Source organism: Enterobacter sp. 04-C-12-SI-ECC (assembly GCF_047530715.1).
Classification (GTDB): Bacteria; Pseudomonadota; Gammaproteobacteria; order Enterobacterales; family Enterobacteriaceae; genus Enterobacter; species Enterobacter bugandensis.
This window is the reverse complement of record NZ_JBLKDI010000033.1, coordinates 1-26297: the sequence shown is the minus strand read 5'-3', so window position 1 is coordinate 26297 and position 26297 is coordinate 1. Positions and strand designations below refer to the sequence as shown.

Genomic DNA, 26297 nt, shown 5'->3' with positions numbered 1-26297 from the left:
CGCCATTCATGGCCATATCAATGATTTTCTGGTGCGTACCGGGTTGAGAAGCGGTGTAAGTGAACTGCAGTTGCCATGTTTTACGGCAGTGAGAGCAGAGATAGCGCTGATGTCCGGCAGTGCTTTTGCCGTTACGCACCACCCCGTCAGTAGCTGAAGAGGAGGGACAGCTGATAGAAACAGAAGCCACTGGAGCACCTCAAAAACACCATCATACACTAAATCAGTAAGTTGGCAGCATCACCGACAAAAGGCTGCCTCATCGCTAACTTTGCAACAGTGCCCTTATTCGCACCTTCCCTAGCTAAAGCAAAAAAAAGTGCTCAAAAAATTCTGGAGAAAAAATCCGTTTCTGCCGATACTGCCTCTGCGGGCTGTGCCTATTTCAGGACAATGGACTCTCACCCGTTAAGAGATGGGGAAAATGAACTGGCAGCGCTTCAACAAAGTAAGTAGTTTTTCAGGAGAAACCAGTGGCATAGTAAAGAAAAATTTTATTATTACCGCGGCGTTGCTGAGCAGTCTCTTTCTGGCGGCAATAGTGAATCTTTTATATATCGCGGATAATCTTAATAATAAAGCAGACGCGCGCAGCAGTTTACTTTTGCAAAAAGCCCTCACTAACCGGCAGGAAAAGATACGCGCAAATTTAATGGATAATGCCGACTGGGGCGAAGCGTATAATAATTTGCACAAGCAGGTGAATGTTAAATGGGCATGGGACAGCCAGAACCTTGGTGAATCGCTTTACACGAATTACCAGTATGAAGGCGTATTTGTTTTGTCTCCCGCCGGGGAGACGCGTTATAGCGTCATTGAAGGAAATCTTGTCAGCCAGCCTTTCGAGAAATGGCTCAACCGGAACATCACCAAAGAACTTTTTAACGACCTCTCACAAAGCCAGGGTAAAGCCGTCTCACGCCTTATGATGACCAACGGGCAACTCACCTTACTGGCGGCGGCCCGGATCACGTCGGAAGACGATGAAAGCATCACGCCGGTGGCGGAAGATGCCTCGGTACTGATTTTCGCCGACGTGTTAACGCCCGTTAAACTGGAGAAAATGGGCAACGAATACGGCATTCATAATGCGCATACGTTCGGCAGAATGGAGCCACACCTGAAAGCCGACTACCGGGAAGCTCAGCTTATTTTACCCATTGATAATGGCGATGTTCTGATTGAGTGGCGAAGCGACGATCCGGGCAGAGCGCTGATGAACCGGGAACTGCCGTTAATCATCATTCTGATGTTATCGACCATTGCATTTACCTGGTTGATGCGGCGTGGTGCGTTAATCAAAGCGCAAATTAATGACGAAAATGTTTTCCTGCTTGAGCAAAGCCGACAAGCGCTTACGGCAAGTGAACGACGCTTTCGCGACGTCATTGAAGCCACCACCGACTGGATTTGGGAAGCGGACAGCGAGGCACGGCTAACGTGGTTATCCGACCGTTTTTCCGGCGTTACCGGTCATCATTCTGACGACTGGCTTGGGCGGAACATGTTGGATTTCATCCACAGCGACAAAATCCTTTTTCATCACTGGCTGCTGAATCCGCAGACGAGCAGTAATTACACGCTCAAAAAGGCCCGCTATTTCTCAGCTCAGGGCCATCAGCGTTACTGCAATGTGGTGGCGAAGCGCGACATTATGGATGATGGTTCTATGGGCTTTCGCGGTACGGTGACCGATGTCACTCTGGAAGTGGAGGCGCAGGAGCGTGCCGAGTATTTATCGCGGCATGATGAATTAACCGGCCTACCAAACCGGGTCAGAATGAAAGAGTTTCTGGAAAGTGAGCTGCGTTCTTTACCCGATCCGGATCATCCCCTGGCCATGATCAGCCTCGACCTGGATAAATTCAAACCGGTAAATGATTTATTCGGCCACAATGCGGGCGATGCGTTACTCAATGAAGTCGCCAGCCGGTTGCGGTCCTGTACCCGTAAAATCGATCTGGTTGCCCGGCAGGGCGGAGATGAGTTTATCCTTATTCTGCCGGATATTTATGTGCGTAAAGACATAGAGACGCTCTGCCAGCGCATTGCCAGTGAAATAAGCCGGCCTTTTATCGTTAACGGCAATGAAGTGTATATCAGCGTGAGTATGGGGATTGCACTGGCGCCTCAGGATGCAATGAACGCCAGCGATCTGATTCGGTTATCCGATATCGCATTGTATAAAGCGAAAAATACCGGTCGCAATAACTGGGTGTTTTACGAACCCAACATGGGCGAGTACTTAATTCAGCGCCGGGAAATGGAAAAAGAGTTTCGTGAAGCGTTATGCACAGACCAGTTTCAGCTGGTTTATCAGCCCCGTTACGACATTAAAACCTCGCGTATCGCTGCTGTCGAAGCACTGGTTCGCTGGCAGCATCCGCGTCTCGGTTTACTGATGCCGGATCAGTTCATCCCGCTTGCGGAAGAGGCGGGCCTGATCGTTGCCATGAGTGATGTGGTGCTGGAGAAAGCCTGTAAAGATATGGTGCATCTCTCGCCCGATTTGGTTATTTCGGTCAATATTTCGGCGGTGGAGTTTAATACCCGTTGCCTGGCGAAACGGGTAAAGGCTGCGCTGCAAAAATCGGGGCTTAAACCGTCCCGGCTGGAGTTAGAAATTACCGAAAACGTGACGATTTCCAATCCGGATATCACGCTGGAAACCATGAAGCAGCTGAAGGATATCGGCGTACGCTTTTTGATTGATGACTTTGGAACCGGCTACTCGGCATTAAGCTATCTGAAACGCTTCCCGTTCGACGGAATAAAGCTGGATAAATCTTTTGTGTTCGCCATGGAGGAATCGGAAAACGCCAAAATCATCGTTGAGAATATTATCGGCCTTGGCAAAGCCTATTCGCTGGCTGTCACCGCTGAAGGCGTGGAAACGGCGGAGCAGTTGAAAAGGCTTAAACATTATCACTGTGACGAGGCGCAAGGGTATTTCATCGGGAAGCCTGTCGCGCTTGATGTGTTAAATTTAGAGGCACTGTTGCAAAGTTAGCGATGAGGCAGCCTTTTGTCTTATTCAAAGGCCTTACATTTCAAAAACTCTGCTTACCAGGCGCATTTCGCCCAGGGGATCACCATAATAAAATGCTGAGGCCTGGCCTTTGCGTAGTGCACGCATCACCTCAATACGGGGTTTGAGGGCCAATGGAACGAAAACGTACGCTAAGAAGTTAATTCATTGTTTAAATTGAAATTTAGTTCTCTTAGTTCCCCCTTCAAAATATCCTCCGGTAGCGTAAACGTATAATGCCCCAGCATATTGATATGCCCGTGCATCAGTGGGGACAACCGGGCGATATCTTCAACCCCGATTTCTTCTCCATTACTGCGTATCCAGCTCAGGGCTTCCTGCATATAAAGTGTGTTCCACAGTACCACTGCGTTAGTGACCAGGCCCAGTGCCCCCAGCTGATCTTCCTGACCTTCACGATAGCGCTTTCTGATCTCACCGCGCTGCCCGTAGCAGATCGCCCTCGCCACAGCATGGCGGCCTTCCCCCCGGTTTAGCTGCGTCAGGATCCGCCGACGATAATCCTCATCATCAATATAATTAAGAAGGTACAGCGTCTTGTTGACGCGCCCCACTTCCATGATCGCCTGTGCCAGCCCTGATGGGCGCGAGCTTTTCAGCAAAGAGCGAATGAGTTCTGAAGCATGAATGGTGCCCAGTTTCAGCGAACCGGCGGTTCGCATCATCTCATCCCACTGATCCTCGGCTTTCGACAGATCGGCACAACCACGTGCCAGTTCGTCCAGTGCACCGTAATTTGCCGATTTATCCACTCGCCAGAATACCGCTTCACCGGCATCGGCAAGCCGGGGGGAAAACTGGTATCCCAGCAGCCAGAAGAGGCCAAAAATAATGTCGCTGGTACCGGCTGTGTCTGTCATGATCTCAACCGGATTCAGCCCTGTCTGCTGCTCCAGAAGGCCTTCCAGCACAAAAATGGAATCTCGTAATGTGCCGGGGACAACGATGCCGTGGAATCCAGAGTACTGATCAGAGACGAAGTTGTACCAGGTGATGCCACGTCCGGAACCAAAATATTTTCTGTTAGGTCCTGAATTGACGGTTTTCACCGGCGTGACAAAGCGCATGCCATCAGCTGAAGCCACTTCGCCACCACCCCAGCGGCCAGCAAGCTCCAGTGTGGACTGAAAATCAACCAGGCGGGCATTGGCGCTGACCAGCGTTTCTGCCCGGAGGTAATTCTGTTTTACCCAGCTAAGCCGGTGGCGCGTCAGCGCCGGTATATTGTGCTTTATCAGCGGTTCCAGCCCGATATTGCAGGCCTCTGCCATCAGGACCGCGCACAGGCTGATGTGCAGATCCTGTGCCCGGGCCCCGGATTCACTGACATGCGTAAACTCACGTGTAAATCCCGTTCTGGCATCTATTTCAAGCAACAGTTCCGTCAAATCTACTGGCGGGAGTAGCAGCCTTACCCGACTGTTGAGACGATGCAACGATGGTGGCTCCTCCAGTTTCTCCAGGCTGCTGATAGTCAGGGAAGGATGTTTACCGTCATGGCAAATATGAACCTCCGCATTTCCTTCAAAGCGGGATGCGACGGTTTTCCAGGTTTCATCTAGCTGGGCCGCCAACTGTTGCACGCCTTTATGTCCATCAGTGGGATGTCCCAGCGCCCGGCAAACGGGGACCCGCTGAGCCTGCCATTCTTCCCCCTGCAACAGCTTCTCGCGGGGATTTCCCCAGCGATCGCTGTTTTCGAGCCAGATGTCCCTTCGACGTAGTGCATCCTGAAGGCGCTCCAGCAGACAAAGCGAGTAACCGGCACGCTGTATCCGGCCCTCCGCATCGTATACCAGGCGTTTCCAGGGGCCGGTAATAATATGTTCAGGCGCATTGTCCAGGATGCGCTTTTTCGAGCCGTTCAGTTCGGTCAGATAATGAATGGCGGACAACGTATGTTCTCCGGCTGGCGCTGCCTGGAAATGCAGGTCGCGCAATACCGCCGGAAGAAAGCGCTTTACCCGCCCGTACTGCTCCACCATTTCGTCATGGAAATTGTTGTTCTGAGGCCGGGCCAGCTCATTTACCTTGCTGACGGATTCTGCCAGCCTGCTTTTCGGTATGCTGTTGAATATGGTCTCCCTCAGTTCAGCATCGTCAGCCTGTTCATCCAGCAACAATGAACATGCCCGCGCCAATATTAGCGCAGCACGATCAAGATCTTTAAGCGTCCTGAGCCGTTTTTTCTGCCCCGTTTTCTTCGCCGCACGAGTGATATCCAGTATCAGCATATCGAGCACATCAACGGCCTCATCCAGCGCCGCAGTCTCCTGCGCTTTAACGAATGCTGTGAGTACGGCCAGTTTTCTCTGCTGTGGCATTCGCGCGATATATTTTACCGACGCCATGCCTGCGTAACGGGCCAAATTACGCAGTTGTATAGCAGGCAGACCGGTAAAATTCAGTCGGGAAAATTCCAGGTTTCGCAGCCGGATATACCGCTCCAGCGCTTCGGTAAATGCCGGGCCGCTGACGGTGACCGGTCCCTTTTTCAGTTGCTCCAGCGGTGAAGTACGCTGCCCCTCAGGAATGTCCAGAAGCTCCGTCACGCGGGCGGTCTGCCAGCTGTCCGGCAACGCGGCCAGTTTCTTCCACAGCCGCTGATTTGCCCGTTCGCGTATTTCACTGACGAGACGTACAAGTGTGGTTGCTCCGGGCAGCAGGACCTTATTCTGAAGCAGCCACGCGGTGGCAAAATCAAACATAAGGCCGGGTCGCTCATTACTGAGCCATGCGCGGGTGTACAGCAGGCGCTTCAGGCGGAAAGACCAGGGGAAATCGCCAAATTCATGGTAACCGTAATATTCCTTAATCAGCGCAGTATGCTCTCTGAGGGTGGTAACCCGTTCTGCGTAGCGGGTAAGGACTTCCGGACGGCGAATATTAAGCTGCACCGCGACAAATTGCTGAACACCTGGCAGAACCCGGGTTAAGTCTGTCAGAAAGGTGCCCAGAAAACGGGCGGTGGTGAGCTGAAGCGCAATTCCCAGCCGGTTATGCCTTCCCCGCCGCTGGTTAATGAAGGCAAGATCCCGCTCATCAAGATGAAAATAGCGCGCCAGCTGCACGTCATTGGGTTCTGCAACATAGCGACCATAATTCAGTTCCTGCTCAGTGGTCAGAAAATCGACGGGCATACCGGCCTCCCTGCCTGATGGTCATGAATTAACAATTTCGCAACCGTCCGAAATATTATAAATTCTCGGACACGCTAAAATGGTGTTGTCTAGGTGTCTATTAAATCGATTTTTTGTTATAACAGACACCCACTGTCCGATATTTGATTTAGGATACATTTTTATGCGACTTTTTGGTTACGCACGGGTATCAACAAGCCAGCAGTCCCTCGATATTCAGATCAAGGGGCTTAAAGAGGCGGGGGTGAAAGCCAGTCGCATATTTACCGACAAAGCATCCGGCAGTTCTACCGACAGGAAAGGACTGGATCTGCTGCGAATGAAGGTGGAGGAAGGTGACGTCATCCTGGTGAAGAAACTCGACCGGCTTGGCCGCGACACTGCCGATATGATCCAACTGATAAAAGAATTCGACGCTCAGGGAGTCGCGGTCCGATTCATAGACGACGGGATCAGCACCGACGGTGAAATGGGGAAAATGGTTGTGACCATTCTTTCAGCTGTAGCCCAGGCCGAACGCAGGAGGATTCTGGAGCGTACGAACGAAGGACGGCAGGAGGCCAGGCTGAAAGGTATCCGGTTTGGCCGAAAGCGCATCATCGACAGAAATAGTGTACTGGCACTTCATCAGCAGGGAACTGGTGCAACAGATATTGCCCGCCGGCTCAGTATTGCCCGTTCCACTGTTTATAAAATTCTGGAAGATGAGAGCCGGGTTAATCTGAGCAAAATTTGAGGACGAACATGAGTGATGTAAAGGCATTCAACAATTGCATGAGTGTGTTCTGGCGACAGCATGAAGCCGAATTCTCTCGCTTTCTGACATCGAAGACAGGTGATAGCGAAAAAGCAGCAGACCCGGAGAAGACGAAGGTGATTATCGTGACGCTTGCCGAAACGACACCTGTACTGGAAGCCGCTAACCTGCAGCAGGATCTACGCCGAGCTGGCATCGAGCCGTGGGCATGGGTCGTTAATAACAGCCTGGCAGCTGCTCAACCGTCTTCGCCTTTCCTGAAGATCAGGGCGAACCGCGAGCTGCCTCTCATCTCTGATGTGGAAGAGCAGTATGCAAAGCGTATTGCATTAACAGCGCTACAGAGCGAAGAGCCGGTTGGTATTGACCTGCTGGAAGAAATGGCGAAGTAATAATGAAGGGGGCAAATGCCCCCTTCGTCTTTATTTCAGTCTTTTACCTGAATCATCAACGACTTTTTCACCGTCTTCCTTGGTGAAAGCCGCTTTCTGGGCATCTGGAAGGATATCGAGAACAACCTCTGAAGGACGGCAAAGTTTAGTTCCCAGTGGCGTCACTACGATCGGACGGTTGATCAGAATCGGATGCTGTAGCATAAAGTCGATGAGCTGGTCGTCAGTAAATTTATCTTCTGCAAGACCCAGTTCCTCATACGGCTCGACGTTCTTACGCAGCAAAGCCCGGACGGAAATGCCCATATCCGCAATGAGTTTGAGCAGCTCATCGCGTGAAGGTGGAGTCTCAAGGTAAAGAATAACGGTCGGCTCGATACCGCTGTTGCGGATCATCTCCAGCGTATTACGCGACGTGCCGCAGGCTGGGTTGTGATAAATGGTGATGTTGCTCATATCAGTATCTCATTACAAAGTGAAAGAGAGACGTAGCGCCAGCGCGGCCAGCGTTACAAACAGCACAGGCAGAGTCATGACGATCCCGGTGCGGAAATAGTATCCCCATGTGATGGTCATGTTCTTCTGTGAAAGGACATGCAGCCAGAGCAACGTTGCCAGGCTACCAATAGGTGTAATTTTCGGTCCAAGATCGCAGCCAATCACGTTGGCAAAAATCATCGCCTCTTTGATAACGCCTGTTGCAGTGCTGCCATCAATAGAGAGAGCACCAACCAGCACGGTAGGCATATTGTTCATGATGGAAGAGAGGAAAGCCGTCAGGAAGCCAGTACCAAACGTCGCGGCCCAAAGTCCTTTATCTGCCAGCACGTTCAACACACCGGAGAGGTATTCTGTTAGTCCGGCATTACGCAGACCATAGACCACCAGATACATTCCCAGAGAGAATATGACGATCTGCCATGGCGCACCGCGAAGCACTTTGCCAGTGTTAATGGCATGGCCTCGCTTCGCCACCGCAAACAGAATGACAGCCCCTACAGCAGCAATCGCACTGACCGGGATACCCAACGGCTCAAGGACGAAAAAGCCAACCAGAAGAAGGATCAACACTATCCAGCCGGTTCTGAAGGTTGCCAGATCTTTAATCGCTTTTGCCGGTGCTTTCAGGAGAGCCAGGTCGTAAGTTGGCGGAATATCTTTGCGGAAGAACAGATGCAGCATCACCAGCGTGGCGATAATGGCTGCGATATCCACCGGCACCATTACCGACGCATACTCAGTGAAACCCAGCCCAAAGAAGTCTGCAGAAACGATGTTAACCAGGTTGGACACGATAAGCGGCAGACTGGCCGTATCGGCAATAAACCCGGCGGCCATGACAAATGCCAGCGTAGTGCCTTTGCTGAAACCTAATGCAAGCAGCATGGCGATAACAATTGGCGTCAGAATCAATGCCGCACCATCGTTGGCAAACAGTGCCGCCACCGCTGCGCCGAGCAAAACGATATAGGTAAACAGCAAACGCCCGCGACCGTTACCCCAACGTGAAACGTGCAGCGCCGCCCATTCGAAAAAGCCCGATTCATCGAGCAGAAGGCTGATAATAATCACGGCAATAAAGGTCGCCGTCGCATTCCAGACAATATTCCACACTACAGGGATATCACCAAAATGGACTACGCCAGAGATCAGCGCCAGTACCGCGCCCAGCGTCGCACTCCAGCCGATCCCTAATCCCTTCGGTTGCCAGATAACCAAAACGATGGTCAGGACAAAAATAGCGCCTGCCAGTAACATAAATCCTCCAGACAGGACGGCTTTGCCGCCCTGTATATACAAAAAAAATTAAACAACCAGCTCTCTGAGTTTCTCGATGCCAGTGGGCTCTGCAGCCATTACCGGTACTAACGCTATGCGGCTTGCATGCTGGTTTTTCACAACCTCGATTTGAGGACGCTCTTGTAGGGCGCGCTGGCAAAGCAGCGGCGATTGCGTCTGTGCAATCGAAAGGCTGTTATTGATAATCCAGCCCCAGGGATGAATCCCCGCACGTTCAAGATCGGACTGCAGGTTTGCCGCTTCCAGTACAGGTGTGGTTTCAGGCAGAGTGACCAGCAAAACTTTGGTACGTTCCTGGTCCTGAAGCTGCATCATCGGAGTGGTAAAATGACCTTTATCCCCCATCTTCCTGGCAATCTCACGGTGATAAGCCCCGGTAGCATCAAGCAGTAATAGCGTATGCCCGGTAGGTGCCGTATCCATGACCACAAACCGTTTGCCAGCTTCACGAATTACGCGTGAAAACGCCTGGAACACCGCAATCTCTTCTGTGCAAGGAGAACGTAAATCCTCTTCGAGCAGCCGTTTCCCAGCCTCATCCAGATCCCTGCCTTTCGTCTCAAGAACATGCTGACGATAGCGTTCAGTTTCATCGTGAGGGTTGATTCGGCTGACCTGCAGATTTTTGAGGCTGCCATTGAGCGTTGTACTGAGATGTGCAGCAGGATCTGAGGTGGTGAGATGCACATCAAAACCCTTATCCGCCAGACTGACGGCGATAGCCGCAGCCATTGTGGTTTTGCCCACACCACCTTTGCCCATCAGCATAATCAAACCGTGTTCACTGCGGGCGATATCATCAACCAGGACAGACAACGACATATTCTCTGGCTTGTTCTGTGGGCTTTGTTCAGGAAGCGATGTTATCTCAGCGTGTTCGTTGAGCAGGCCTTTCAATGCGGATACACCAACCATGTTCAGCGGCTGCAGGTATAAGTTGTCTGTCGGCAAATCAGATAACCCGGCAGGAAGATTTGCCAGCGCCTCTTGCTCCCGTTGCCATATTGCAGCGGCCAGTGCATCACGTTCTGCTTCGCTCGCAGGCAGGACACCGTTAATGACTAAATACTGATTTTTAAGGCCAATAGCTGATAATTCGTCATGAGTACGAGCGACTTCCTGCAGTGTTGATTTTTGCAATCGCGCGACCAGCACAAGGCGAGTTCGTTCAGGATCGGATAATGCCTCAACCGCATGAGCATATTGCTCGCGTTGTTTTTCCAGCCCAGCCATTGGACCAAGACAGGAAGCACCATCCGGGTTACTTTCGATGAAGCTGCTCCAGGCTCCGGGAAGCTGAAGAAGGCGAATAGTGTGGCCAGTTGGGGCAGTATCAAAAATGATGTGATCAAAGCGGGTCAGCAGAGAAGCGTCAGTCAGTAAGCCAGTAAACTCGTCGAATGCAGCGATCTCTGTCGTACAAGCTCCTGAAAGCTGTTCACTGATGCTGTTAACAACGTCATCAGGCAAAAGACCTTTAATAGGGTCAACGATTCTGGCGCGGTATTGCTGGGCGGCGTCCTGCGGGTCAATCTCCAGAGCCGAAAGACCAGACACAGCAGTCACGGGCTGGATAGTGTTACCGATAGTCTGATCGAATACCTGACCGACATTGGAAGCCGGGTCGGTACTGACAAGCAGAACACGCTTTCCCAGTTCAGCCAGACGTATAGCCGTTGCGCAGGAAATCGAAGTTTTGCCTACACCTCCCTTACCGGTGAAAAACAGGTAAGACGGGATATTCTCTAAGAATTTCATATGTCCTCCTGACATACTCAACAACAGGAAGTTTTACCACCACAGCAACTGGTGGAAGCTAAACCCACCTTTTCCAGCGGTATACCAAACCAGCGAGCCAGTTCAGCGCGTTTTGGGTATCGCCCGGCCATCACCGTTTCACCATCAAGCAACAGCAGCGGAAGCCCTTCAGCTCCAGAAGCCTCAAGGAATGCTTTCGCTTTTTCGTTCTCAACGAAGCTCATAGGCTGCTGCGCCAGGTTATAACGTTCGATCTGAACCCCACGCCCTTTCAGCCATTGCACATCAGCAGAAAAATTGACCAAAACCTGATCGACATCTGAACCACAAACGCCGGTACTGCAGCACATCGCCGGATCAAACACCGTTAACATTTTCATCTTTAACACCTCATATTCGTAAAAACATATATGTACAGGCAAAATTTTTAGATACAAACAGCCTTACCGCTGCCAGAGCAGTTGGCCGATGCCAGCTTACGGGCGATGGCCTGTACGTCGTCCTGTTGACTTAACCAGGCCTGCTCAATCACCAGGGCAGCCCAGGAAGGAATATGCGGGGATAAGCGATAATGAACCCATTTCCCCTGCTTGCGATCCAGCAACAGGCCACTTTCCCGAAGCATCGCCAGATGGCGGGAGGTCTTGGGTTGTGATTGTTCCAGCGCTGTGCAGAGATCGCATACGCACAGCTCCCCCATCTCCCTGAGCAGTAGCACGATACCCAGGCGGGTTTCATCAGATAGTATTTTGAAAAGTTGTAGGGATGCAATTTCTGGCATTATGTACTCCTGCTATGAATGGGTATTGTCTCTCCACCAAAACAAGAAGTCAAAATCATATGTGTTTTCTCGCATGTGAGTGCAGGTGTCACTATGCGGTTGAAAAACGACCTGATGTGCGATCGTTACGTTAGTTGGGTAGGTAAAAAAGTCATTTGAGGCTAAAACATTGCTTAGTGCGGGCTTTCAGTTCATAGAGAAGAATGAATAATATCAATTATAACAATTGGTTATTTCCTTAGCGTACGTTTTCGTTCCATTGGCCCTCAGACCCCTTACCCAACGAAATGAAACTCTTGGGATGCTTTGCTGCTTTGAATATTTTTTCGGCCTGCTCAATTAACACAGTATCATCTTCAGTCGCATGAAAAATAAGCAGAGGCTTGTTCATGGCGAACACCTTATGAGCGATTTTGTGTTCCTGAATATTGTCCAGCATCTGTTTCTTTAAGGTAAATACCCGCCCGGCCAGCTCAACGGGATAGGCTCCATGCTGGTTAATGTTTTCAACATCATCCTTAAAAAGACGTTTTACGTGTGTCAGTTCTCCGGGTGATCCTATGGTGACAACGGCCTTTGCCTCAGGAACTTCGCCGGCAATAGACAGAATGGCCGATCCCCCCAGGCTATGGCCGATGAGCAAAGAAGGCGCTTCGTACTGTCGGCGGAGATAATCTACCGCGCAAAGCAGGTCCGAAATATTGGATGAGAAGTTGGTGTTGGAAAAATCCCCTTCGCTGTTTCCCAGACCAGTAAAATCAAACCGGAGAACGGCGATAGCATTCTCTGTCAGTTTCCGCGCAATACGCGCCGCGCCTTTGAGGTCTTTGCCACACGTAAAACAATGAGCTAACAGCGCAAACGCTTTAGGATTTTCAGGAAGTTCAAGCAATCCGGCCAGTTCTTCACCAGCCGCATTTTTGAACGTAAATTTTAGTTTTTTCATAGGATATTCCAGGTCTTAAACTGATTTCATATGTTTGATCGCAGGGAAAAATAATCTTCTGCTCTGCATCTGGCATTACGCGTTTTCCTTCCTCTACTGGGGATGTGAAACAGAATTCATTCCGAATGCCTGTCCTCACCTTCCAGTTTGAAAGCTGATTATTGCTTCCTGTTCGGTGATCACTTACGCTATGCTACCAACTAGATGGTAGTTTACAAGAATTTTATGAGGTCTCACTGAATGGCCAATTGCGCGCTCATTCTTAAAATATCCCTGGCAATGCTGGCGTTTGCTGCAAACTCTATTCTGTGCCGTCTGGCCCTGCAGGGAGGCCACATTGATCCCCTTTCATTCAGCAGCCTCAGGCTGGCCAGTGGTGCACTCGTCCTGTCACCTTTCTTGTTTTATCACGCAAAAACTACATTATCGCTGTGGCGTCCGCTGAGCGGATTTTACCTCATGGTGTACGCAGTGCTCTTCTCTGTCGCCTATATCCATCTCGATACCGGGGCAGGTGCGCTGTTACTTTTTGGTGCCGTACAGTTTGCGATGGTGATCCACGGATTATTTAAAGGGGAATCACTCTCCGTTATGCGGGCTTGCGGTTTAGTTATTGCTCTGGCAGGAATTGCTGCCCTGCTGTTACCCGGGGCGAAGGCACCGCCGCTTTACAGTGCACTTATGATGATCGTTGCCGGATTAGCCTGGGCCGCCTATTCCGTCAGGGGGAGGGCGGGCCAGGCGGCCGGGGCTTCAACGGCGGCAAATTTTGTACTCGCCACGCCGATGGCTCTCGCTCTTTCGTTGCTGTTTATGAAGCAGGGTCACTATGATGCTGCGGGCATTGCTTTGTCATTGCTGTCCGGTGCCGCCGCCTCAGCCGGTGCATATGTATTGTGGTATACCCTTTTACCCTCTCTCGGCTCTATCACCGCCAGTACCCTTCAGCTCAGCGTTCCCTGTCTGGCAATGCTAGGGGGTGTGGTATTCCTGGATGAATCACTGACGGTCAGAACGATATTTTCTGCCCTGGCGGTGCTGACTGGCATTGTGATGGTGACACGCGAGAAATCCCCCCGTCAGTCGATGACAAAGGCGAGAGAACCTTAATAACGCAATTAATTCATGCAGTTGTGATGATTCTCTTATGTTAATCACACGAGCCAGTTTTCCCGCTCCGGCATCAGACTGACAGTAATACTGAGGTCGACGTTTCTGACTACACCTAAGGCAGGTTTATGAAATGAAATATGATTTTGATGAGTACGTAAGCAGAGAGAAAACAGACAGTCTCACCGTGGACGGCTGGCGGGAATACCTGTTTTCGGGACAGTCCGAATTTGCAATGCGGTATCCGGCAGAAGGGCTAATTGTAACGGCTCGCAATCGAAATCCTTCGGGCTCGCAATCAGCGCAATTTTCGGCTCAGATTAAGTGACAATGAAAATCCTCACAGGCTCACATTAAGTGATAATGAGCTCGCGTTTATCTTTTCCGGCTCGCCATTCATTGCCTCGGGCTCACAATAAATGCAAATGAAAATTCTCCCATTGCGTCACCAGTAGATAATTTATTGCTTCTTATGCTGGCGAAACAGGGCTGTCAAGACCCTTTCAATCATCTCTTTCACCACCTCAGATTTCGGACGCTCCAGCGCCGTCAACGCCAACCCTTTTTCCAGTGTGATAATAAAACAGGCAAACGCTTCAGGAGCAAGGTAAGCAGGCAGCTCTCCACATTGCTGCGCCTCTCGCGCTTCGTTTTCCAGCCACTGGGTAAATGCCTGCCTTTCATCGCGTAATTGTGCGGCAAGGCCTCCTTCATCAATCTGGAAAGCCAGTGCGGAAAAGGTCATGGCGCACCCCAACGGTTTACCGTCACAACTGAACAACGTAAAGGCGTCATGAAGAAAATGACGCATCCGTTGTTCGAAAGTTTGTGTTTGATCCTGCAGACACTGTTCCAGCCCCCCCAACCAGTGCTGGCGGTAATACATAAGCGCCGCCGCATACATCCCCTCTTTGTTACCGAAGGCCAGATACAGCGATGGAGGTTTCATTCCGGTTACATGGGTCAGGTCTGCTATCGAGGTTGAGGCATATCCCTTTTGCGCAAAAACCTGAAATAACGCCTCCGCCAGCTTATCTGATGAGATGAGTTTTGGCCTGCCAGTTTTTTTCTTTTCAATCATGGAGATAGCCTTATCTTTTAACTTAATCATTATGTTCATAGTATCATGTTTTATAGTTATCGCTAAAAAACAATTGCATCACTGAAATATTTACCTTATATTTTTTATTGATCACTACAAAATACGAACGGGATAGGCGTATGAGAAAGTTCATTATTGCTGCAATATTGAGTCTGAGCATCCTGCCCGTGCTGACACAGGCATCAACCGAAATCAACAATTCTCACCAGTGCGAATTGCTTCGCCTTGGGAGCATCAGTGTTTCAGGTGGCACGATTGATGAGTTGACTAGCAAGCTTGCAGCAAAAGCAGAAAAATCAGGCGCCGATTATTTCCGCATCACTTATTTAAATACCAATGCCCATGGATATGCCACTGCAACGCTATACGACAATGCAGGCGCTTAGCTGCAACATAAATTTGACAAGTTAATCTGTTACATAAGGGATGTGTGGCTACAGAACCCTTATGGCTTTTTACATACGCAAAGGAAAATATTATGAAAACAAACATTAAAGCGCTGTTTTTTGCTTCGCACCTGGCTTTATTTGGCGTGGGTTTCGGTGTCGGTATCTATGTACTGCCTATCCTCACCGCTGAGAAAAACTCCAGTGCTGATGAAATTAAGGAAGTTAAAAATAATGCCCGCTACACGGGGGCATTTTTTAAAAACCAAAAAGGGAGTAATGCTGTTCACTGGGTTGATGGAAAGCTGTATGTCTCCGATCAAGAAATCGCATTTGAAGGTAGCATTGCTCCAGGTCCGGATTACAAGATCTATCTGACCAAAACCCAGGCTGATGATCGTAATTCATTTTTAAAAATAAAAGAAGAATCATTATATATAGGTGATTTGAAAAACTACGGCAACTTCAAAAAGAACCTGCCAAATGGTGTCAATATTGATGAATACACCACTGTGCAAATCTGGTGCGAAAAATTCGAGCAATTTATTGGTTCAGCCCAATACAGGTAGTGGGGTAAAACACGGGTTACTGGAGTTATTTTCGCAAACAGATCATGACGCTCTCTGTGTGACTGGCGCAATGATCACCGGATACGCTCGCAATTAAGGCTATCGGACCTTAAGACTCTGTCAAAATAGATAAACTGGAATATCCATTTACCCATATGGGGTCGTCTGGCGTACTGCAATTCAGTCAGCAAATCTCATGGAGTAAAATCGTATTTTATGGGTGCACCCAAAGCATACAGTTTGGTGAGACAGTTTTTCTGTCTCATTTGGATTGTTTTTGTCTCATCTGCATGTTACGTTTTCCTCATCTAGAGTCTAACGAGACATTTTTCATAACAATGGCTTTTTACGGTTATGCCCGGGTTTCAACCAACGACCAGGATCTGGATTTGCAAATACAGACGCTTCGCGCCGCTGGCTGCGAAATCATCCGTTCAGAAAAAGCGAGCGGGACCAGCCGCGATGGACGAACTGAGCTGCAACTGTTGCTGGATTTTCTGCGTAAGGGAGACACGCTGATTGTCACGCGAGTCGATCGCCTGGCCCGTAGCATTAAAGATTTGCAGGATATCGTGTATGCCCTGAATCAGCAGGGCATTACCCTCAAGGCAACAGAACAACCTGTGGATACGCGCACCGCAGCAGGTAAGGCGTTTCTGGATATGCTGGGTGTCTTCGCTGAGTTTGAAACCAACCTGCGCCGTGAACGCCAGTTGGAAGGTATCGCTGCCGCAAAAGCCCGCGGGGTTTATCAGGGGCGCAAACCGCGCATCGATCCTGTTGAGGTCCGTCGGTTGTACGTTGAAGAGAAAATGGGCGCAACGGCGATTTCTCGCCAACTGGGGATCGGTCGAGCCTCGGTCTATCGTGTGCTGGACCGCGATGAGCAGCCGGCGTAAGGCCATTCCAACCGATTCTTTGTTGCAACTGCGACAACGGCTTGACCGTCTGCCACCAAAAAGTCCGGAACGCGCGGCCCAGATCACCGCGATGGCGCTACTCTATTGCATTTCCGTCACCACCGTCTATCGTACACTCCGTGCCTTCCAGAAACCTCACATTGCACACCGGCGTGATCACGGGAAACCCCGGATACTGCCGCCGTCCGAACTCGAATATTATTGTGAACTGATCGCTGCATTGAAATTACGTACCACCAATAAAGCCGGTCGTCATCTGTCCACGACGCGTGCCATTCAGTTGCTCGAAGAACATGGTGTGGAAACGACTCAGGGGCTGGTTAAACTTCCAAAGGGGTTGTTGCGCAGGCCAACGGTTAACCGCTATTTGTCCCTGTTCCGACTCGATCACTCACGTCTGTTACGGGAGCCACCGGCAGCGCGGTTCCAGGCTGAGTGCAGTAATGACTGCTGGCAGTTCGATATGTCGCCCTCTGATCTCAAATATATCGAATGTCCTGAGTGGATTGATCCGGCCCGTGGACAACCTACCCTGATGTTATTCAGCGTGGTGGACGATCGCAGCGGGGTTAATTACCAGGAATACCGCTGTGTGTATGGCGAAGATGCGGAGTCTGCCTTGCGTTTTCTGTTTAATGCCATGGCGCCTAAAAGTCATCCGGAGATGTCTCTCCAGGGGCGACCGAAAATGCTGTACCTCGATAATGGCCCGGTGGCGAAAAGCCATGTCTTCCAGAATGTGATGCAGGCGCTGCAGATTGACTGGCAGACACATATGCCGGCAGGCAAGGATGGCACCCGCACCACAGCCCGGTCAAAAGGCAAGGTTGAGCGCCCGTTCCGTTCCGTCAAAGAAGCCCACGAAACGCTGTATCATTTTCATAAGCCGGAGACTGAACAGCAGGCGAATGAATGGCTCTGGAACTACCTGATACGCTATAACGCACAACGACATCGCAGCGAAAAGCATTCCCGTGAGGAAGATTGGCTGATGCATTTGCCACCAAAGGGAGTGCAGGACATGTGCACCTGGGAACAGTACTGTCGCTTTGCCCGGGAGCCGGAGTCTCGCAAGGTGGGTATCGATGCCCGCATAACGATTGACGGGACAGCTTACGAAGTCGAACCCGACATGGCGGGTGAAACTGTTATCCTGCTGTGGGGCCTCTTTGATGACGAAATGTTCGTGGAGTTTGACGGTGAAAAGTGGGGGCCTTATTTTCCTGTTTCCGGCCCGATACCTCTGCACCGCTATCGGGCATTCAAACGCGGAAAAGCAGCGGTGCGGGCAGACCGTATCCAGTCATTGGCTCGGCAACTGAACTTACCTATCAGCGCCCTGTCCGGTTGTGACCTCAAACTGGTGGCCGATAGCGTTCAGAGCACGCGGGTGTTGCCACATCAACCCTTCGAGTCCACAGCGTTTGAATACTGTTTTCCTACCCCGGTGGCAGCGAAGCTGGCTATTGCGGCTGATCTGGCCACACCGCTGGCGAAATTATCGGATGAAGACAAGGCGTTTATCGACCAAGTACTGACAGACACGCTGATCCGCAGTGAGGTATTTGCCCGGGTCAGGGAGTATTTCCGCAACACCCAATCAGGAGAGGATCATGCGGGTTGAGGTAATGGAACATTATGGACTGGCGCAACCAATCGATCAGGCCGGTTACTATGAGACGGCTCACCATAAGCAGCTTATCAAGGATATCCGCGGTGCTATCCACGAAGGCCGGTTAATTGCCGTTTGTGGTGTGGTTGGCAGCGGCAAGACAGTCACTCTGCGGCGTTTGCAGCAGCGTCTCAGGGAGGAAAATAAAATTACCGTAGCTCGCTCCCTGTCGATTGAAAAGCACAATATTAAACTGGCCACGCTCATCAACGCGCTCTTTTACGATTTGACGCAGGATAAACAGGTTCAGATCCCCAAACAGGGCGAACGACGCGAGCGTGAGTTACAGGAACTGGTCAAAAAAGGAAAGCGGCCAGTGGCATTGTTTGTTGATGAAGCGCATGACCTGAACGGGCATACACTGATCGGACTCAAAAGGCTGATGGAAGTTGTGGAGGACGGTGGCGGCCGGCTGTCGGTTGTTCTGGCCGGTCACCCCAAACTGCGCAATGACCTGCGACGCCCGACTATGGAGGAGATCGGTTATCGCACGGATATCTTTACGCTGGATGGGATCACCGGTAGCCAACGGGAATATATTCAGTGGCTACTGAAAACCAGTATGGGGAAAGGCAAGCCGGAAGACATTCTGACCGCCGACGCCCTCGACCTGCTGGCGATGAAACTACGTACCCCACTTCAGGTTCAACTACATCTGACGCTGGCCCTGGAGGCCGGTTATCAGACGGGAGAAAAGCCGATAACCGCCGCCCTGGTTGAATCGGTACTTTCCCGCCAGCTTGACGATTTGGAGCCGACATTAACGCGTCATGGTTATCGACTGAAAGACATGGTGGAGCAGTTTGATGCCAAACCGGCAGAAATCAGGGCCATGTTCAACCATCAGCTCGACCCTGCTCGAACAGCAGAACTGCGGGACAGGATGCTGGCGGTGGGGCTCCCGATATGACGAATTTCATTTGCAGTTATTGTGAGCCGAAGGAAATGGAATGCGAGCCGAAAAAGATAAACGCGAGCTCATTGTCACTTAATGTGAGCCCGGGAGGATTTTCATTGTCACTTAATCTGAGCCGAAAATTGCGCTGATTGCGAGCCCGGGGGATTTCGATTGCGAGCCGTTACAGCTAATCAACCTCTGGGTTGCTGACATGGCTTTTGCCACACCAGAGCCGATTCTTCAGGCCATCAGAGACCGTCTGGATAGAAAAATACTCGGCTACACTAAAATCTACGACGAAGAATACTATGAGATCTTTGGCAGCTGGTGTGAGCGACAATATGGTCACCGTTTCAAAACGGAAGACATTGTGCTGTCTCCGGGCATTATTCCCGCGCTGAACCGTCTCGTCCCGCTTCTGACCGACATGGATGACAGTATTCTTATTATGACGCCTTCATATGGCCCGTTTAAAAAGGCGGGTGAATACAGTCAGCGTCGCGTGGTGTACTCGGCGTTAAAAAAATCAGCAGGCGGCTGGGAACCTGACTGGGAAGACTTTGCACGCAAAGCCAGTCAGGCCGATTTACGTGTGAAAATTCTTTTCCTGTGTAATCCGCATAACCCGACCGGACGAGTCTGGCGGCCTGATGAACTTAAGCGGATTATTGAAATTTGCCTGGCCAATGACATCTGGGTGATATCTGACGAAATTCACTGCGACCTGTCCCGAAGCGGTATCGGTCATACACCGGCCGCCTCTCTTTTCCCTGATTCTACACGCATTATTACCTGCATGTCCTCGAGTAAAACATTCAATCTGGCCGGGAATTTGTTGGCAAATATCATTATTCCGGATCCCGGTGTCAGAAGCGAGTGGCGTCTCAGACACGACGAGTTCATCTCTCCACTGAGCCTGGCAGCAAACAAAGCGGCGTGGAGTGAATGTGATGACTGGCTTGTCCATCTGAGGGAATATATTGACGGCAATTTCCAGTACCTGCACGACTATCTCAAAAGCTATTTACCCGAAACCAGGTTCTCGATCCCCGAAGGGACATATCTGGCCTGGATAGATATTAGCCGCTACCTGCCCGACACCGCAGGTGAGGATTTATCGCTGTATTTTGCCCGGGAGTCAGGGGTCCTTCTTGAAGGGGGCTTGCTGTTTGTCGACAATGGGGACGGATATATCCGGTTAAATCTGGCCTGCCCACGGAGTATGCTGACAGCAGGGATGAAAAGAATTTCACAGGTACTGCGGATACCGGCTCCTCATCGTGTATAACCCCTTTCTCTCTGGCCGTTTTGTCCTGTCAGGATGTCGTCAGAACCCGGCATAACACCCTGTGCCGGGAACACAAAAGGCACGGATGAACAGGTCGTGAATATTCTTAGTGAAGCCTGCTGATGACATGTCTGGCGACAAAAAAATGCCGCCCTTAAGGGGCGGCTTATACCAGCGTCACGGGGTTATCGTCTGACCGCCATGATGCCCGCATCGACATCCCAGATAGCGCCCGTCACCCATGAGGTTTTGTCAGACAACAGGAAGAGAATAGTGTTTGCCACATCTTCGGCAGTTCCGACGCGTCCCAGCGGGTGGAAATCGTTCAGCGACTTCATAGCATCTGCGATATCCGCTTTGTCCATGAAGCCTTCGTATATCGGCGTATGAACAATCCCGGGAGACACCGCGTTGACACGAATACCCGCGCTGGCCAGCTCAATCGCCAGATTACGCGTCAGGGCATGCAGACCCGCTTTTGCCATTGAATAGGCCGAGGCCGGCGAGTCACCCAGTGCAGCCTGAGCACCAATCGAACCGACGTTGACGATAGACCCTTCGAGCTTCGCGGCGAGCATGTTCTTCACGACATCCTGTGTAATAAAGAACGTGGCTCGGTTCAGCGAAAGATACATGTCATAATCGGCAAAGCTGTGCTCGGTAAATCCTTTGGGCATGAAGATACCGGCGGCATTCACCATCAGGCTGATATCGTGATGGTGAGCATTAATTTCCTGACGGATAGTTTCCATACCTTCTTCGGTCATCAGGTTCGCCGCGATGACCGCAACCGGTCCCAGAGGGCTCAGTTCTTTTTGCACCGCTTCGGCTTTGTCTTTTTTATTCCCGGTCAGCACGACACTGCCGCCCGCTTCCAGTACCATGCGTGCCACGGCCAGGCCCATGCCGCTGGTACCGCCGACGACGAGCAGTTTTTTACCTTTGAAAAAAGTGTTCATTTTCTGACTCCATTACTGGTGGGTAAGACGTTGCCGGCAGCGTGAAACTGCCGGCGGTTGACGGATTAAATACTGCAGCCATCCGTTCCGCAGGTCTGACCCGCAGTGGCTGAAAATTCGGTTTGCTGTTCATCCCAGACCTGACGCAGGGCATTCAAAAAGTTATCTGCTGCCTGAGCCCCGCTGATGGCATATTTTTCGTTCATCACAAAAACCGGAACGCCGCTGAGGCCAATAGACTGTGCGTGGGCTTCATCGTCGGAAACGGTGGCGCGAAAATCGTCATTTTCCAGGGCGGCTTCAGCGTCAGCTTTCGGCATACCGGCTTCTACGGCCATGGCAACGAGCTGCTGACGGTCAAAGAGAGAGCGACCTTCGGTGATACTGCCATGATAAAAACGTTCTTCCACCGTGTCCGCAATTCCGGCCTTACGCGCGGCAACCAGCAGGGTGTGTGCATCTTCTGTATCACCAAACATCATGCCGTCGAAGTTGTAGATCAGACCTTCAGATTTACCGGCGGTGCCCACCTGATTCATCATCAGCTCCGCTGAATGCTGACTGCCCAGCTTTTTAACGATGGCATCCTTAAAAGGCATCGCGGGAGTACCACCGGCCAGACGGTAGCTGTGATGGCGGATCACCACCTGGTCGCGAAATTCAAAGCGATTCAGACCCTGTTCAAATCTTTTTTTAGCAATCCAGCACCACGGGCAGACCAAATCTGACCAGATATCGATGGTAAGGGTGGGTTTCAGCGTTTGCATAATGATTCCTCAAAGACGTTGGGCGGTCGGTTCTCACTTATCAGAGAACCGCGACCGTATGGGATTTATTGCGCCTGCCAGACCGGGTAATCGGTATAGCCTTTTTCCGGGGAACCACTGACGCCGTAGTAGGTGGCGCGGTCACTTTCTGCCAGTGGCCAGCCGTTTTGCATTCTTTCAACCAGATCCGGGTTAGCGATGTAGGGCACACCAAATGCCACCAGATCCAGCTCATCATCTTCCAGAGCCTGCTCTGCGATATCACGGGTAAAACCGCCGGCAGCGATGATGGTGCCTTTAAACGTGTTGCGAAAACGGCGGCGGAAGCCTTCCGGAAGTGGCGCTTTGGTGTACACCGGCTGATAGTAAAGGTGTACGTAGGCCAGTTCCCGCTGACCGAGCGCGTCGGTGATGGCTGACCAGGTTTGCTCTTCACCTTCATACGGCGCGAGGTCATAAATGCGGCCGAACGGTGACAGGCGCACGGCAACGTGGCTGTTACCCACGGCTTCCGCCACGGCGTCAATGGTCTCCAGCAGGAAACGCTGACGATTTTCCACCGAGCCGCCGTATTCGTCGGTGCGGGTGTTCAGTTCGCTACTGAGGAACTGGTCAAAGATGAATCCGTTTGCCGCCATGATTTCCACGCCGTCAAAGCCGGCTTCCATCGCCAGGCGTGCGGAGTGCACGAAGTCTGCAGTGATGCGTTTAACTTCATGCGTTTCCAGCGCGCGTGGCTGGCTTGGTACAACCGGGCCCGGTTCTCCGGATTCGGTCAGCGCAAAAACGGTGGTATTGACCGCCTGAACGGTGCCCGCTGAAACCGGCGCTATGTGGCCTGGCTGAAGAGAGACGTGAGACATACGGCCGACGTGCCAGAGCTGCGCGAAAATACGGCCACCTTTGGCGTGAACCGCTTGTGTCACTTTACGCCAGCCCTGGACGTGTTCGTCGTTGTAGATACCAGGGGTATAAAGGTAACCCCGGCCTTCTTCTGAAACCGGCATCCCTTCGGTGATGAGCAGGCCAGCAGAAGCACGCTGTGCATAGTACAAAGCCACGACCTCATCCGGCACGTCATTCATGGTGCGGGTGCGGGTCATCGGTGCCATGACTACACGGTTTTTTAACGCCAGGCCAGACAGATTGTAGGGGGTGAAAAGCTTACTCATCGTATACCTCACAAAAAACAAAAAGGAGTATCCCGGCAGGGATTTGCACAGCCCGGCAGTATCATCGACTGGACGTCGCGCACTGGAGTTGCATAAACATCTGATGGGTGGCAATATGCCAACCATCTAGCAGGTAGGTCAATGGGTGTGTCGTATTTTTTTGTCATAACGCAGCCATTCCTGAATTGTCACTCATTTTGCGAGGTCATCACCATGCGTACATTAACAGCTTATAACGAAGATAATTTCCGCCAGATAGAGCAGTACAAAGGAATATCGGTGGTACGTTTCTCTGCACCCTGGTGTCCGCCCTGTCAGGCCAGCGAAGAAATGTTCAGTCAGTTTGCAGACCGGCTCGATAGAGATATTCAGGTGGGGAAAGTCAATGTAGATCAGGCGCCGGTGCTGACAACCAAATACGAGATCTGGGGGCTGCCGTCTGTGCTGATATTTCATGAAGGGCAATTAGTTAAACGCATACCGGGTGTGAAACCTGCATCGGTATATGCTCAGGCTATTGCGGACATAAAAAAAGGGCAGTAATGCCCTTTTAACGTGGAATTTATTAATGCTTAACCGCGTGCCTGACCGACGGCATCCAGAGTGCGGGCTGAATGAATGACCGCCGCGCCAGCGTTGAGGTTAATCGCCACGCCCAGCGCTTCAGCAATTTCAGCGTCGGTTGCACCGGCTTTCACAGCGGCGTCGGCGTGAAAAGCAATACAGCCGTCGCAGCGGGTTGTGACTGCGCACGCCAGGGCAATGAGTTCACGCACTTTTGCGCCCAAAAGGTCAGTTTTGTTACCTGCGTTGCCCAGGGCAACCACGCCTTTCATGGTCTCGGGGGTCAGTTTGCCCAACTCGCCTAAACGTTGCATTAACTCTGAGCGATAGTTGTTCCAGTCCAGCATAGTGTCATTCTCCTGAATGAGGGGTATTAAGAAGCAGTTTTATATACTTAAGGCTGTTGGCGAAGACTTCGGGTCTGGCCGTTGCATGCGCCACTACGCTTGAGCCTTCACAGACATTAATGATCATCAAAGCAATATCTGATGGTTCGGCATGGGATGAAAACTCACCTGACTCCATGCCCGCCCTGACGACTTTTGTGAGCCACTCGATTTGCATATCGAAATAAAGTGATGTCTGTACAGTAATTGCCTGAGGCAGATTGGCGGTCTCTGCTGACAACGCACAACACAGTGGCAGTAGCGAAGCTTTATGGCTTTGCGCGAAGATATCGATGTAAGCCGCAATTCTTCTCTCCGCGCTTTTCTCAGTCGCCTCTATCTGCTCAAATACGCGTTGTGTATCAGAGAACGCCTGTATTACCACCTGCTCACCCAGAATATCTTTGGTCGGGAAATGGTGATGAATACTGGCCTTGGTGATACCCACTATTTTTGATAAATCAGCATAGCTGAATACTGAATACCCTTTTTCGCGCATCAGGTGTTCTGCTTCGCTGAGCAGCCGTTCCCGTGTCATGGTTGTCATAATTACTCCATATAATCTACTAGTTGATAGATTATATTGTTGCTATTTTTCCGTAGCAAGTTGTATCACTGACTCAGTATCGTGCAGAGCTGAACGTCACTGCCATCCTGCATTCTGAATGGCAGCATTACATCTCTGACATCACGCCAGGCGTGTAATCATTTCAACCGGATTAGCCAGAGTATCGTGGATTGGCGAATTCTTTTGCATTTCGCTGACCAGCGCTTCTAACTCCTCGCGACTGGCGGTCTTGCTCGTAAGGTGAACATCGACGCGAATAGATTTCGCACCTTTACGCACGTTGCTGTCCAGCCCAAGGAAGCCGTTGAGGTTGATATCGAAATTAAGATCCAGCTCGATACCGTCCAGGTCGATCCCTTTTTCAGCAGCCATCATGGTAAGGGTGGCGGTATAACAGCCAGCCAGCGCCTGCATGATGTATTCAGTCGGGCTCATGCCGGTATCGGTGCCGAGTAAACCTGCGGGTTCATCACCGATATTAGAAAATTTCCCCACACGGCTGGTATCGATAACGCCGTTCTGGATTGTGGCGCCGGTCTCTGTGCGAACGGTTAATCCGCCGCTGGAACGGGCTTTCATCTGGAAAGTCAGGTTACCCAGGCCAGGCTGGCTGCGAACTGCTTCACGGGTATTGTGGATCGCAGCTGCGTCTGCAGAAGGTTTAACGGTAGTAGACATAATGGCTCCTGTAATTTCTTGATAAAAGGTATAGCTGGTGTAACCAGCACCAATCATCTAGTTGGTAGATTAGTGTCGCGAACCTCTTTTGTCTACTCTTTTATAAAAAATAGGGGGAAAAGAACCCAGCAGGCTGTTTTATTTCATAATAACCATTTGATTTTTTTATAATCTTCCCAGCCGCTCACTCTTGCAGCAATCCAGCCTTTACCCGAAGGATAGTCTGGCGGGTGGTATTAAATTCCCGGGCAATAGCACTGATACTGATGCCAGCATTTAGGCGCTCTGTCACTGTTTGCTTTTGTTCCTCGCTCAGGATGGGGGGGCGACCGAAGCGTTTTCCAGCCGCTTTTGCCCTCGCAATACCTGAATACGTTCGCTCAAGCAGCAAATCCCGCTCAAACTCCGCTACAGCAGAAATTACCTGCATAGTCATTTTTCCGGCCGGACTGGTCAAGTCAACGCCTCCGAGTGCGAGACAATGAACGCGAATATCTAAAGCCGCCAGTTGCTCGGCACTGTTGCAAATAGTCGGTGGTGATAAACTTATCATCCCCTTTTGCTGATGGAGCTGCACATGAACCCATTCAAAGGCCGGCATTTTCAGCGTGACATCATTCTGTGGGCCGTACGCT

Annotated in this window: 27 protein-coding genes and 1 pseudogene; 11 read left to right on the top strand and 17 right to left on the bottom strand. The window is 51.0% G+C overall.

The genetic code is table 11. The annotated features are described in order from the left end of the window. Window positions 1-190: IS1 family transposase (locus ACMWL8_RS24185; RefSeq protein WP_414751620.1), on the bottom strand; the 190-nt coding region annotated here is incomplete at its 3' end. Window positions 191-424: 234 nt separating this feature from the next. Between ACMWL8_RS24185 and ACMWL8_RS24180 the strand changes: the two genes are divergently transcribed. After that, entirely contained in the window at window positions 425-3010 is a 2586-nt protein-coding gene (locus tag ACMWL8_RS24180; protein WP_045620044.1) for an EAL domain-containing protein, read from the top strand. 33 nt (window positions 3011-3043) lie between these two features. Here ACMWL8_RS24180 and ACMWL8_RS24175 read toward each other — a convergent pair. Both ACMWL8_RS24175 and ACMWL8_RS24170 read right to left on the bottom strand, forming a co-directional pair. Further along, window positions 3044-3145, bottom strand: a pseudogene (locus tag ACMWL8_RS24175) (IS6 family transposase); the annotation flags it as partial. 35 nt (window positions 3146-3180) lie between these two features. Further along, complete coding sequence (locus ACMWL8_RS24170) at window positions 3181-6189, bottom strand: Tn3 family transposase (protein ID WP_045336793.1); 3009 nt, start codon at window positions 6187-6189, stop codon at window positions 3181-3183. A gap of 163 nt (window positions 6190-6352) precedes the next feature. Between ACMWL8_RS24170 and ACMWL8_RS24165 the strand changes: the two genes are divergently transcribed. Further along, complete coding sequence (locus ACMWL8_RS24165) at window positions 6353-6925, top strand: recombinase family protein (protein ID WP_001556711.1); 573 nt, start codon at window positions 6353-6355, stop codon at window positions 6923-6925. Window positions 6926-6933: 8 nt separating this feature from the next. Beyond that, the gene (locus ACMWL8_RS24160; RefSeq protein ID WP_004118313.1) at window positions 6934-7338 is read left to right on the top strand and encodes an ArsA-related P-loop ATPase; all 405 of its coding nucleotides are present in this window, start codon (window positions 6934-6936) and stop codon (window positions 7336-7338) included. Between the two features lie 30 nt (window positions 7339-7368). Here ACMWL8_RS24160 and arsC read toward each other — a convergent pair whose 3' ends face one another. From arsC to ACMWL8_RS24130, 6 genes are all read right to left on the bottom strand, one after another. Then, the gene (gene arsC / locus ACMWL8_RS24155) at window positions 7369-7794 is read right to left on the bottom strand and encodes a glutaredoxin-dependent arsenate reductase (protein WP_000065758.1); all 426 of its coding nucleotides are present in this window, start codon (window positions 7792-7794) and stop codon (window positions 7369-7371) included. A gap of 12 nt (window positions 7795-7806) precedes the next feature. Further along, on the bottom strand, window positions 7807-9096 hold the full coding sequence (arsB, locus tag ACMWL8_RS24150; RefSeq protein WP_000922630.1) for an arsenite efflux transporter membrane subunit ArsB: 1290 nt from the start codon (window positions 9094-9096) through the stop codon (window positions 7807-7809). A gap of 48 nt (window positions 9097-9144) precedes the next feature. Beyond that, the gene (gene arsA / locus ACMWL8_RS24145) at window positions 9145-10896 is read right to left on the bottom strand and encodes an arsenite efflux transporter ATPase subunit ArsA (protein ID WP_001556710.1); all 1752 of its coding nucleotides are present in this window, start codon (window positions 10894-10896) and stop codon (window positions 9145-9147) included. A gap of 17 nt (window positions 10897-10913) precedes the next feature. Next, window positions 10914-11276 carry an arsenite efflux transporter metallochaperone ArsD gene (gene arsD, locus ACMWL8_RS24140; protein ID WP_000783215.1) on the bottom strand — a complete coding sequence of 121 codons (363 nt, stop codon included), beginning with the start codon at window positions 11274-11276 and terminating at the stop codon, window positions 10914-10916. Between the two features lie 47 nt (window positions 11277-11323). After that, window positions 11324-11677: an As(III)-sensing metalloregulatory transcriptional repressor ArsR gene (gene arsR, locus ACMWL8_RS24135; protein ID WP_001114073.1), complete on the bottom strand. Its 354-nt coding sequence runs from the start codon at window positions 11675-11677 to the stop codon at window positions 11324-11326. Window positions 11678-11915: 238 nt separating this feature from the next. Then, window positions 11916-12623 carry an alpha/beta hydrolase family protein gene (locus ACMWL8_RS24130; protein ID WP_241276851.1) on the bottom strand — a complete coding sequence of 236 codons (708 nt, stop codon included), beginning with the start codon at window positions 12621-12623 and terminating at the stop codon, window positions 11916-11918. Window positions 12624-12863: 240 nt separating this feature from the next. Between ACMWL8_RS24130 and ACMWL8_RS24125 the strand changes: the two genes are divergently transcribed. Then, window positions 12864-13733: a DMT family transporter gene (locus ACMWL8_RS24125; protein ID WP_001567390.1), complete on the top strand. Its 870-nt coding sequence runs from the start codon at window positions 12864-12866 to the stop codon at window positions 13731-13733. Between the two features lie 460 nt (window positions 13734-14193). Here ACMWL8_RS24125 and ACMWL8_RS24120 read toward each other — a convergent pair whose 3' ends face one another. Then, entirely contained in the window at window positions 14194-14814 is a 621-nt protein-coding gene (locus tag ACMWL8_RS24120) for a TetR/AcrR family transcriptional regulator (protein WP_001567388.1), read from the bottom strand. 140 nt (window positions 14815-14954) lie between these two features. Here ACMWL8_RS24120 and ACMWL8_RS24115 point away from each other — a divergent pair, with 140 nt between their 5' ends. From ACMWL8_RS24115 to ACMWL8_RS24090, 6 genes are all read left to right on the top strand, one after another. After that, the gene (locus tag ACMWL8_RS24115; RefSeq protein WP_001567387.1) at window positions 14955-15221 is read left to right on the top strand and encodes a DUF1471 domain-containing protein; all 267 of its coding nucleotides are present in this window, start codon (window positions 14955-14957) and stop codon (window positions 15219-15221) included. A 92-nt stretch (window positions 15222-15313) separates the two neighbouring features. Further along, window positions 15314-15790, top strand: coding sequence for a DM13 domain-containing protein (locus ACMWL8_RS24110; protein WP_001567386.1), 477 nt, complete (start codon window positions 15314-15316; stop codon window positions 15788-15790). 338 nt (window positions 15791-16128) lie between these two features. Continuing rightward, window positions 16129-16689 carry a recombinase family protein gene (locus ACMWL8_RS24105; RefSeq protein ID WP_021242984.1) on the top strand — a complete coding sequence of 187 codons (561 nt, stop codon included), beginning with the start codon at window positions 16129-16131 and terminating at the stop codon, window positions 16687-16689. Beyond that, on the top strand, window positions 16673-18334 hold the full coding sequence (locus tag ACMWL8_RS24100; protein ID WP_033488203.1) for an IS481 family transposase: 1662 nt from the start codon (window positions 16673-16675) through the stop codon (window positions 18332-18334). Before ACMWL8_RS24105 ends, ACMWL8_RS24100 begins: the two co-directional genes overlap by 17 nt. After that, window positions 18267-19292: an ExeA family protein gene (locus ACMWL8_RS24095; RefSeq protein WP_370375586.1), complete on the top strand. Its 1026-nt coding sequence runs from the start codon at window positions 18267-18269 to the stop codon at window positions 19290-19292. Before ACMWL8_RS24100 ends, ACMWL8_RS24095 begins: the two co-directional genes overlap by 68 nt. A gap of 199 nt (window positions 19293-19491) precedes the next feature. Further along, entirely contained in the window at window positions 19492-20568 is a 1077-nt protein-coding gene (locus tag ACMWL8_RS24090; RefSeq protein WP_020277916.1) for a MalY/PatB family protein, read from the top strand. Window positions 20569-20753: 185 nt separating this feature from the next. Here ACMWL8_RS24090 and ACMWL8_RS24085 read toward each other — a convergent pair whose 3' ends face one another. The 3 genes from ACMWL8_RS24085 to ACMWL8_RS24075 all read right to left on the bottom strand — a co-directional run bounded on the left by ACMWL8_RS24085 (window position 20754) and on the right by ACMWL8_RS24075 (window position 23466). Then, complete coding sequence (locus tag ACMWL8_RS24085; RefSeq protein ID WP_020277917.1) at window positions 20754-21527, bottom strand: SDR family NAD(P)-dependent oxidoreductase; 774 nt, start codon at window positions 21525-21527, stop codon at window positions 20754-20756. Window positions 21528-21592: 65 nt separating this feature from the next. Beyond that, on the bottom strand, window positions 21593-22294 hold the full coding sequence (locus ACMWL8_RS24080) for a DsbA family oxidoreductase (RefSeq protein ID WP_020277918.1): 702 nt from the start codon (window positions 22292-22294) through the stop codon (window positions 21593-21595). 65 nt (window positions 22295-22359) lie between these two features. Further along, window positions 22360-23466 carry an alkene reductase gene (locus ACMWL8_RS24075; protein ID WP_006687059.1) on the bottom strand — a complete coding sequence of 369 codons (1107 nt, stop codon included), beginning with the start codon at window positions 23464-23466 and terminating at the stop codon, window positions 22360-22362. A gap of 213 nt (window positions 23467-23679) precedes the next feature. On the opposite strand from ACMWL8_RS24075, the gene ACMWL8_RS24070 reads away from it, so the two are divergent. After that, window positions 23680-24009 (top strand): thioredoxin family protein, encoded by a 330-nt coding sequence (locus ACMWL8_RS24070; protein WP_002431133.1) that lies wholly within the window; start codon window positions 23680-23682, stop codon window positions 24007-24009. A gap of 29 nt (window positions 24010-24038) precedes the next feature. Here ACMWL8_RS24070 and ACMWL8_RS24065 read toward each other — a convergent pair whose 3' ends face one another. The 4 genes from ACMWL8_RS24065 to ACMWL8_RS24050 form a co-directional block, all read right to left on the bottom strand. Next, a complete protein-coding gene (locus tag ACMWL8_RS24065) occupies window positions 24039-24377 on the bottom strand; it encodes a carboxymuconolactone decarboxylase family protein (protein ID WP_020277919.1) in 339 nt (112 codons plus the stop codon). Window positions 24378-24381: 4 nt separating this feature from the next. Beyond that, complete coding sequence (locus tag ACMWL8_RS24060) at window positions 24382-24963, bottom strand: TetR/AcrR family transcriptional regulator (protein WP_020277920.1); 582 nt, start codon at window positions 24961-24963, stop codon at window positions 24382-24384. A gap of 141 nt (window positions 24964-25104) precedes the next feature. Beyond that, a complete protein-coding gene (locus ACMWL8_RS24055; RefSeq protein ID WP_000108589.1) occupies window positions 25105-25662 on the bottom strand; it encodes an OsmC family protein in 558 nt (185 codons plus the stop codon). A gap of 184 nt (window positions 25663-25846) precedes the next feature. Beyond that, on the bottom strand, window positions 25847-26297 hold a 451-nt coding region (locus tag ACMWL8_RS24050), incomplete at its 5' end, for a recombinase family protein (RefSeq protein WP_414751619.1).

Bases quoted from the DNA above. Each gene is read 5' to 3' on its own strand.
- ACMWL8_RS24180 (WP_045620044.1), top strand. From the start codon at position 425: ATGAACTGGCAGCGCTTCAACAAAGTAAGTAGTTTTTCAGGAGAAACC.
- ACMWL8_RS24170 (WP_045336793.1), bottom strand. From the start codon at position 6,189: ATGCCCGTCGATTTTCTGACCACTGAGCAGGAACTGAATTATGGTCGC.
- ACMWL8_RS24165 (WP_001556711.1), top strand. From the start codon at position 6,353: ATGCGACTTTTTGGTTACGCACGGGTATCAACAAGCCAGCAGTCCCTC.
- ACMWL8_RS24160 (WP_004118313.1), top strand. From the start codon at position 6,934: ATGAGTGATGTAAAGGCATTCAACAATTGCATGAGTGTGTTCTGGCGA.
- arsC (WP_000065758.1), bottom strand. From the start codon at position 7,794: ATGAGCAACATCACCATTTATCACAACCCAGCCTGCGGCACGTCGCGT.
- arsB (WP_000922630.1), bottom strand. From the start codon at position 9,096: ATGTTACTGGCAGGCGCTATTTTTGTCCTGACCATCGTTTTGGTTATC.
- arsA (WP_001556710.1), bottom strand. From the start codon at position 10,896: ATGAAATTCTTAGAGAATATCCCGTCTTACCTGTTTTTCACCGGTAAG.
- arsD (WP_000783215.1), bottom strand. From the start codon at position 11,276: ATGAAAATGTTAACGGTGTTTGATCCGGCGATGTGCTGCAGTACCGGC.
- arsR (WP_001114073.1), bottom strand. From the start codon at position 11,677: ATGCCAGAAATTGCATCCCTACAACTTTTCAAAATACTATCTGATGAA.
- ACMWL8_RS24130 (WP_241276851.1), bottom strand. From the start codon at position 12,623: ATGAAAAAACTAAAATTTACGTTCAAAAATGCGGCTGGTGAAGAACTG.
- ACMWL8_RS24125 (WP_001567390.1), top strand. From the start codon at position 12,864: ATGGCCAATTGCGCGCTCATTCTTAAAATATCCCTGGCAATGCTGGCG.
- ACMWL8_RS24120 (WP_001567388.1), bottom strand. From the start codon at position 14,814: ATGATTGAAAAGAAAAAAACTGGCAGGCCAAAACTCATCTCATCAGAT.
- ACMWL8_RS24115 (WP_001567387.1), top strand. From the start codon at position 14,955: ATGAGAAAGTTCATTATTGCTGCAATATTGAGTCTGAGCATCCTGCCC.
- ACMWL8_RS24110 (WP_001567386.1), top strand. From the start codon at position 15,314: ATGAAAACAAACATTAAAGCGCTGTTTTTTGCTTCGCACCTGGCTTTA.
- ACMWL8_RS24105 (WP_021242984.1), top strand. From the start codon at position 16,129: ATGGCTTTTTACGGTTATGCCCGGGTTTCAACCAACGACCAGGATCTG.
- ACMWL8_RS24100 (WP_033488203.1), top strand. From the start codon at position 16,673: ATGAGCAGCCGGCGTAAGGCCATTCCAACCGATTCTTTGTTGCAACTG.
- ACMWL8_RS24090 (WP_020277916.1), top strand. From the start codon at position 19,492: ATGGCTTTTGCCACACCAGAGCCGATTCTTCAGGCCATCAGAGACCGT.
- ACMWL8_RS24085 (WP_020277917.1), bottom strand. From the start codon at position 21,527: ATGAACACTTTTTTCAAAGGTAAAAAACTGCTCGTCGTCGGCGGTACC.
- ACMWL8_RS24080 (WP_020277918.1), bottom strand. From the start codon at position 22,294: ATGCAAACGCTGAAACCCACCCTTACCATCGATATCTGGTCAGATTTG.
- ACMWL8_RS24075 (WP_006687059.1), bottom strand. From the start codon at position 23,466: ATGAGTAAGCTTTTCACCCCCTACAATCTGTCTGGCCTGGCGTTAAAA.
- ACMWL8_RS24070 (WP_002431133.1), top strand. From the start codon at position 23,680: ATGCGTACATTAACAGCTTATAACGAAGATAATTTCCGCCAGATAGAG.
- ACMWL8_RS24065 (WP_020277919.1), bottom strand. From the start codon at position 24,377: ATGCTGGACTGGAACAACTATCGCTCAGAGTTAATGCAACGTTTAGGC.
- ACMWL8_RS24060 (WP_020277920.1), bottom strand. From the start codon at position 24,963: ATGACAACCATGACACGGGAACGGCTGCTCAGCGAAGCAGAACACCTG.
- ACMWL8_RS24055 (WP_000108589.1), bottom strand. From the start codon at position 25,662: ATGTCTACTACCGTTAAACCTTCTGCAGACGCAGCTGCGATCCACAAT.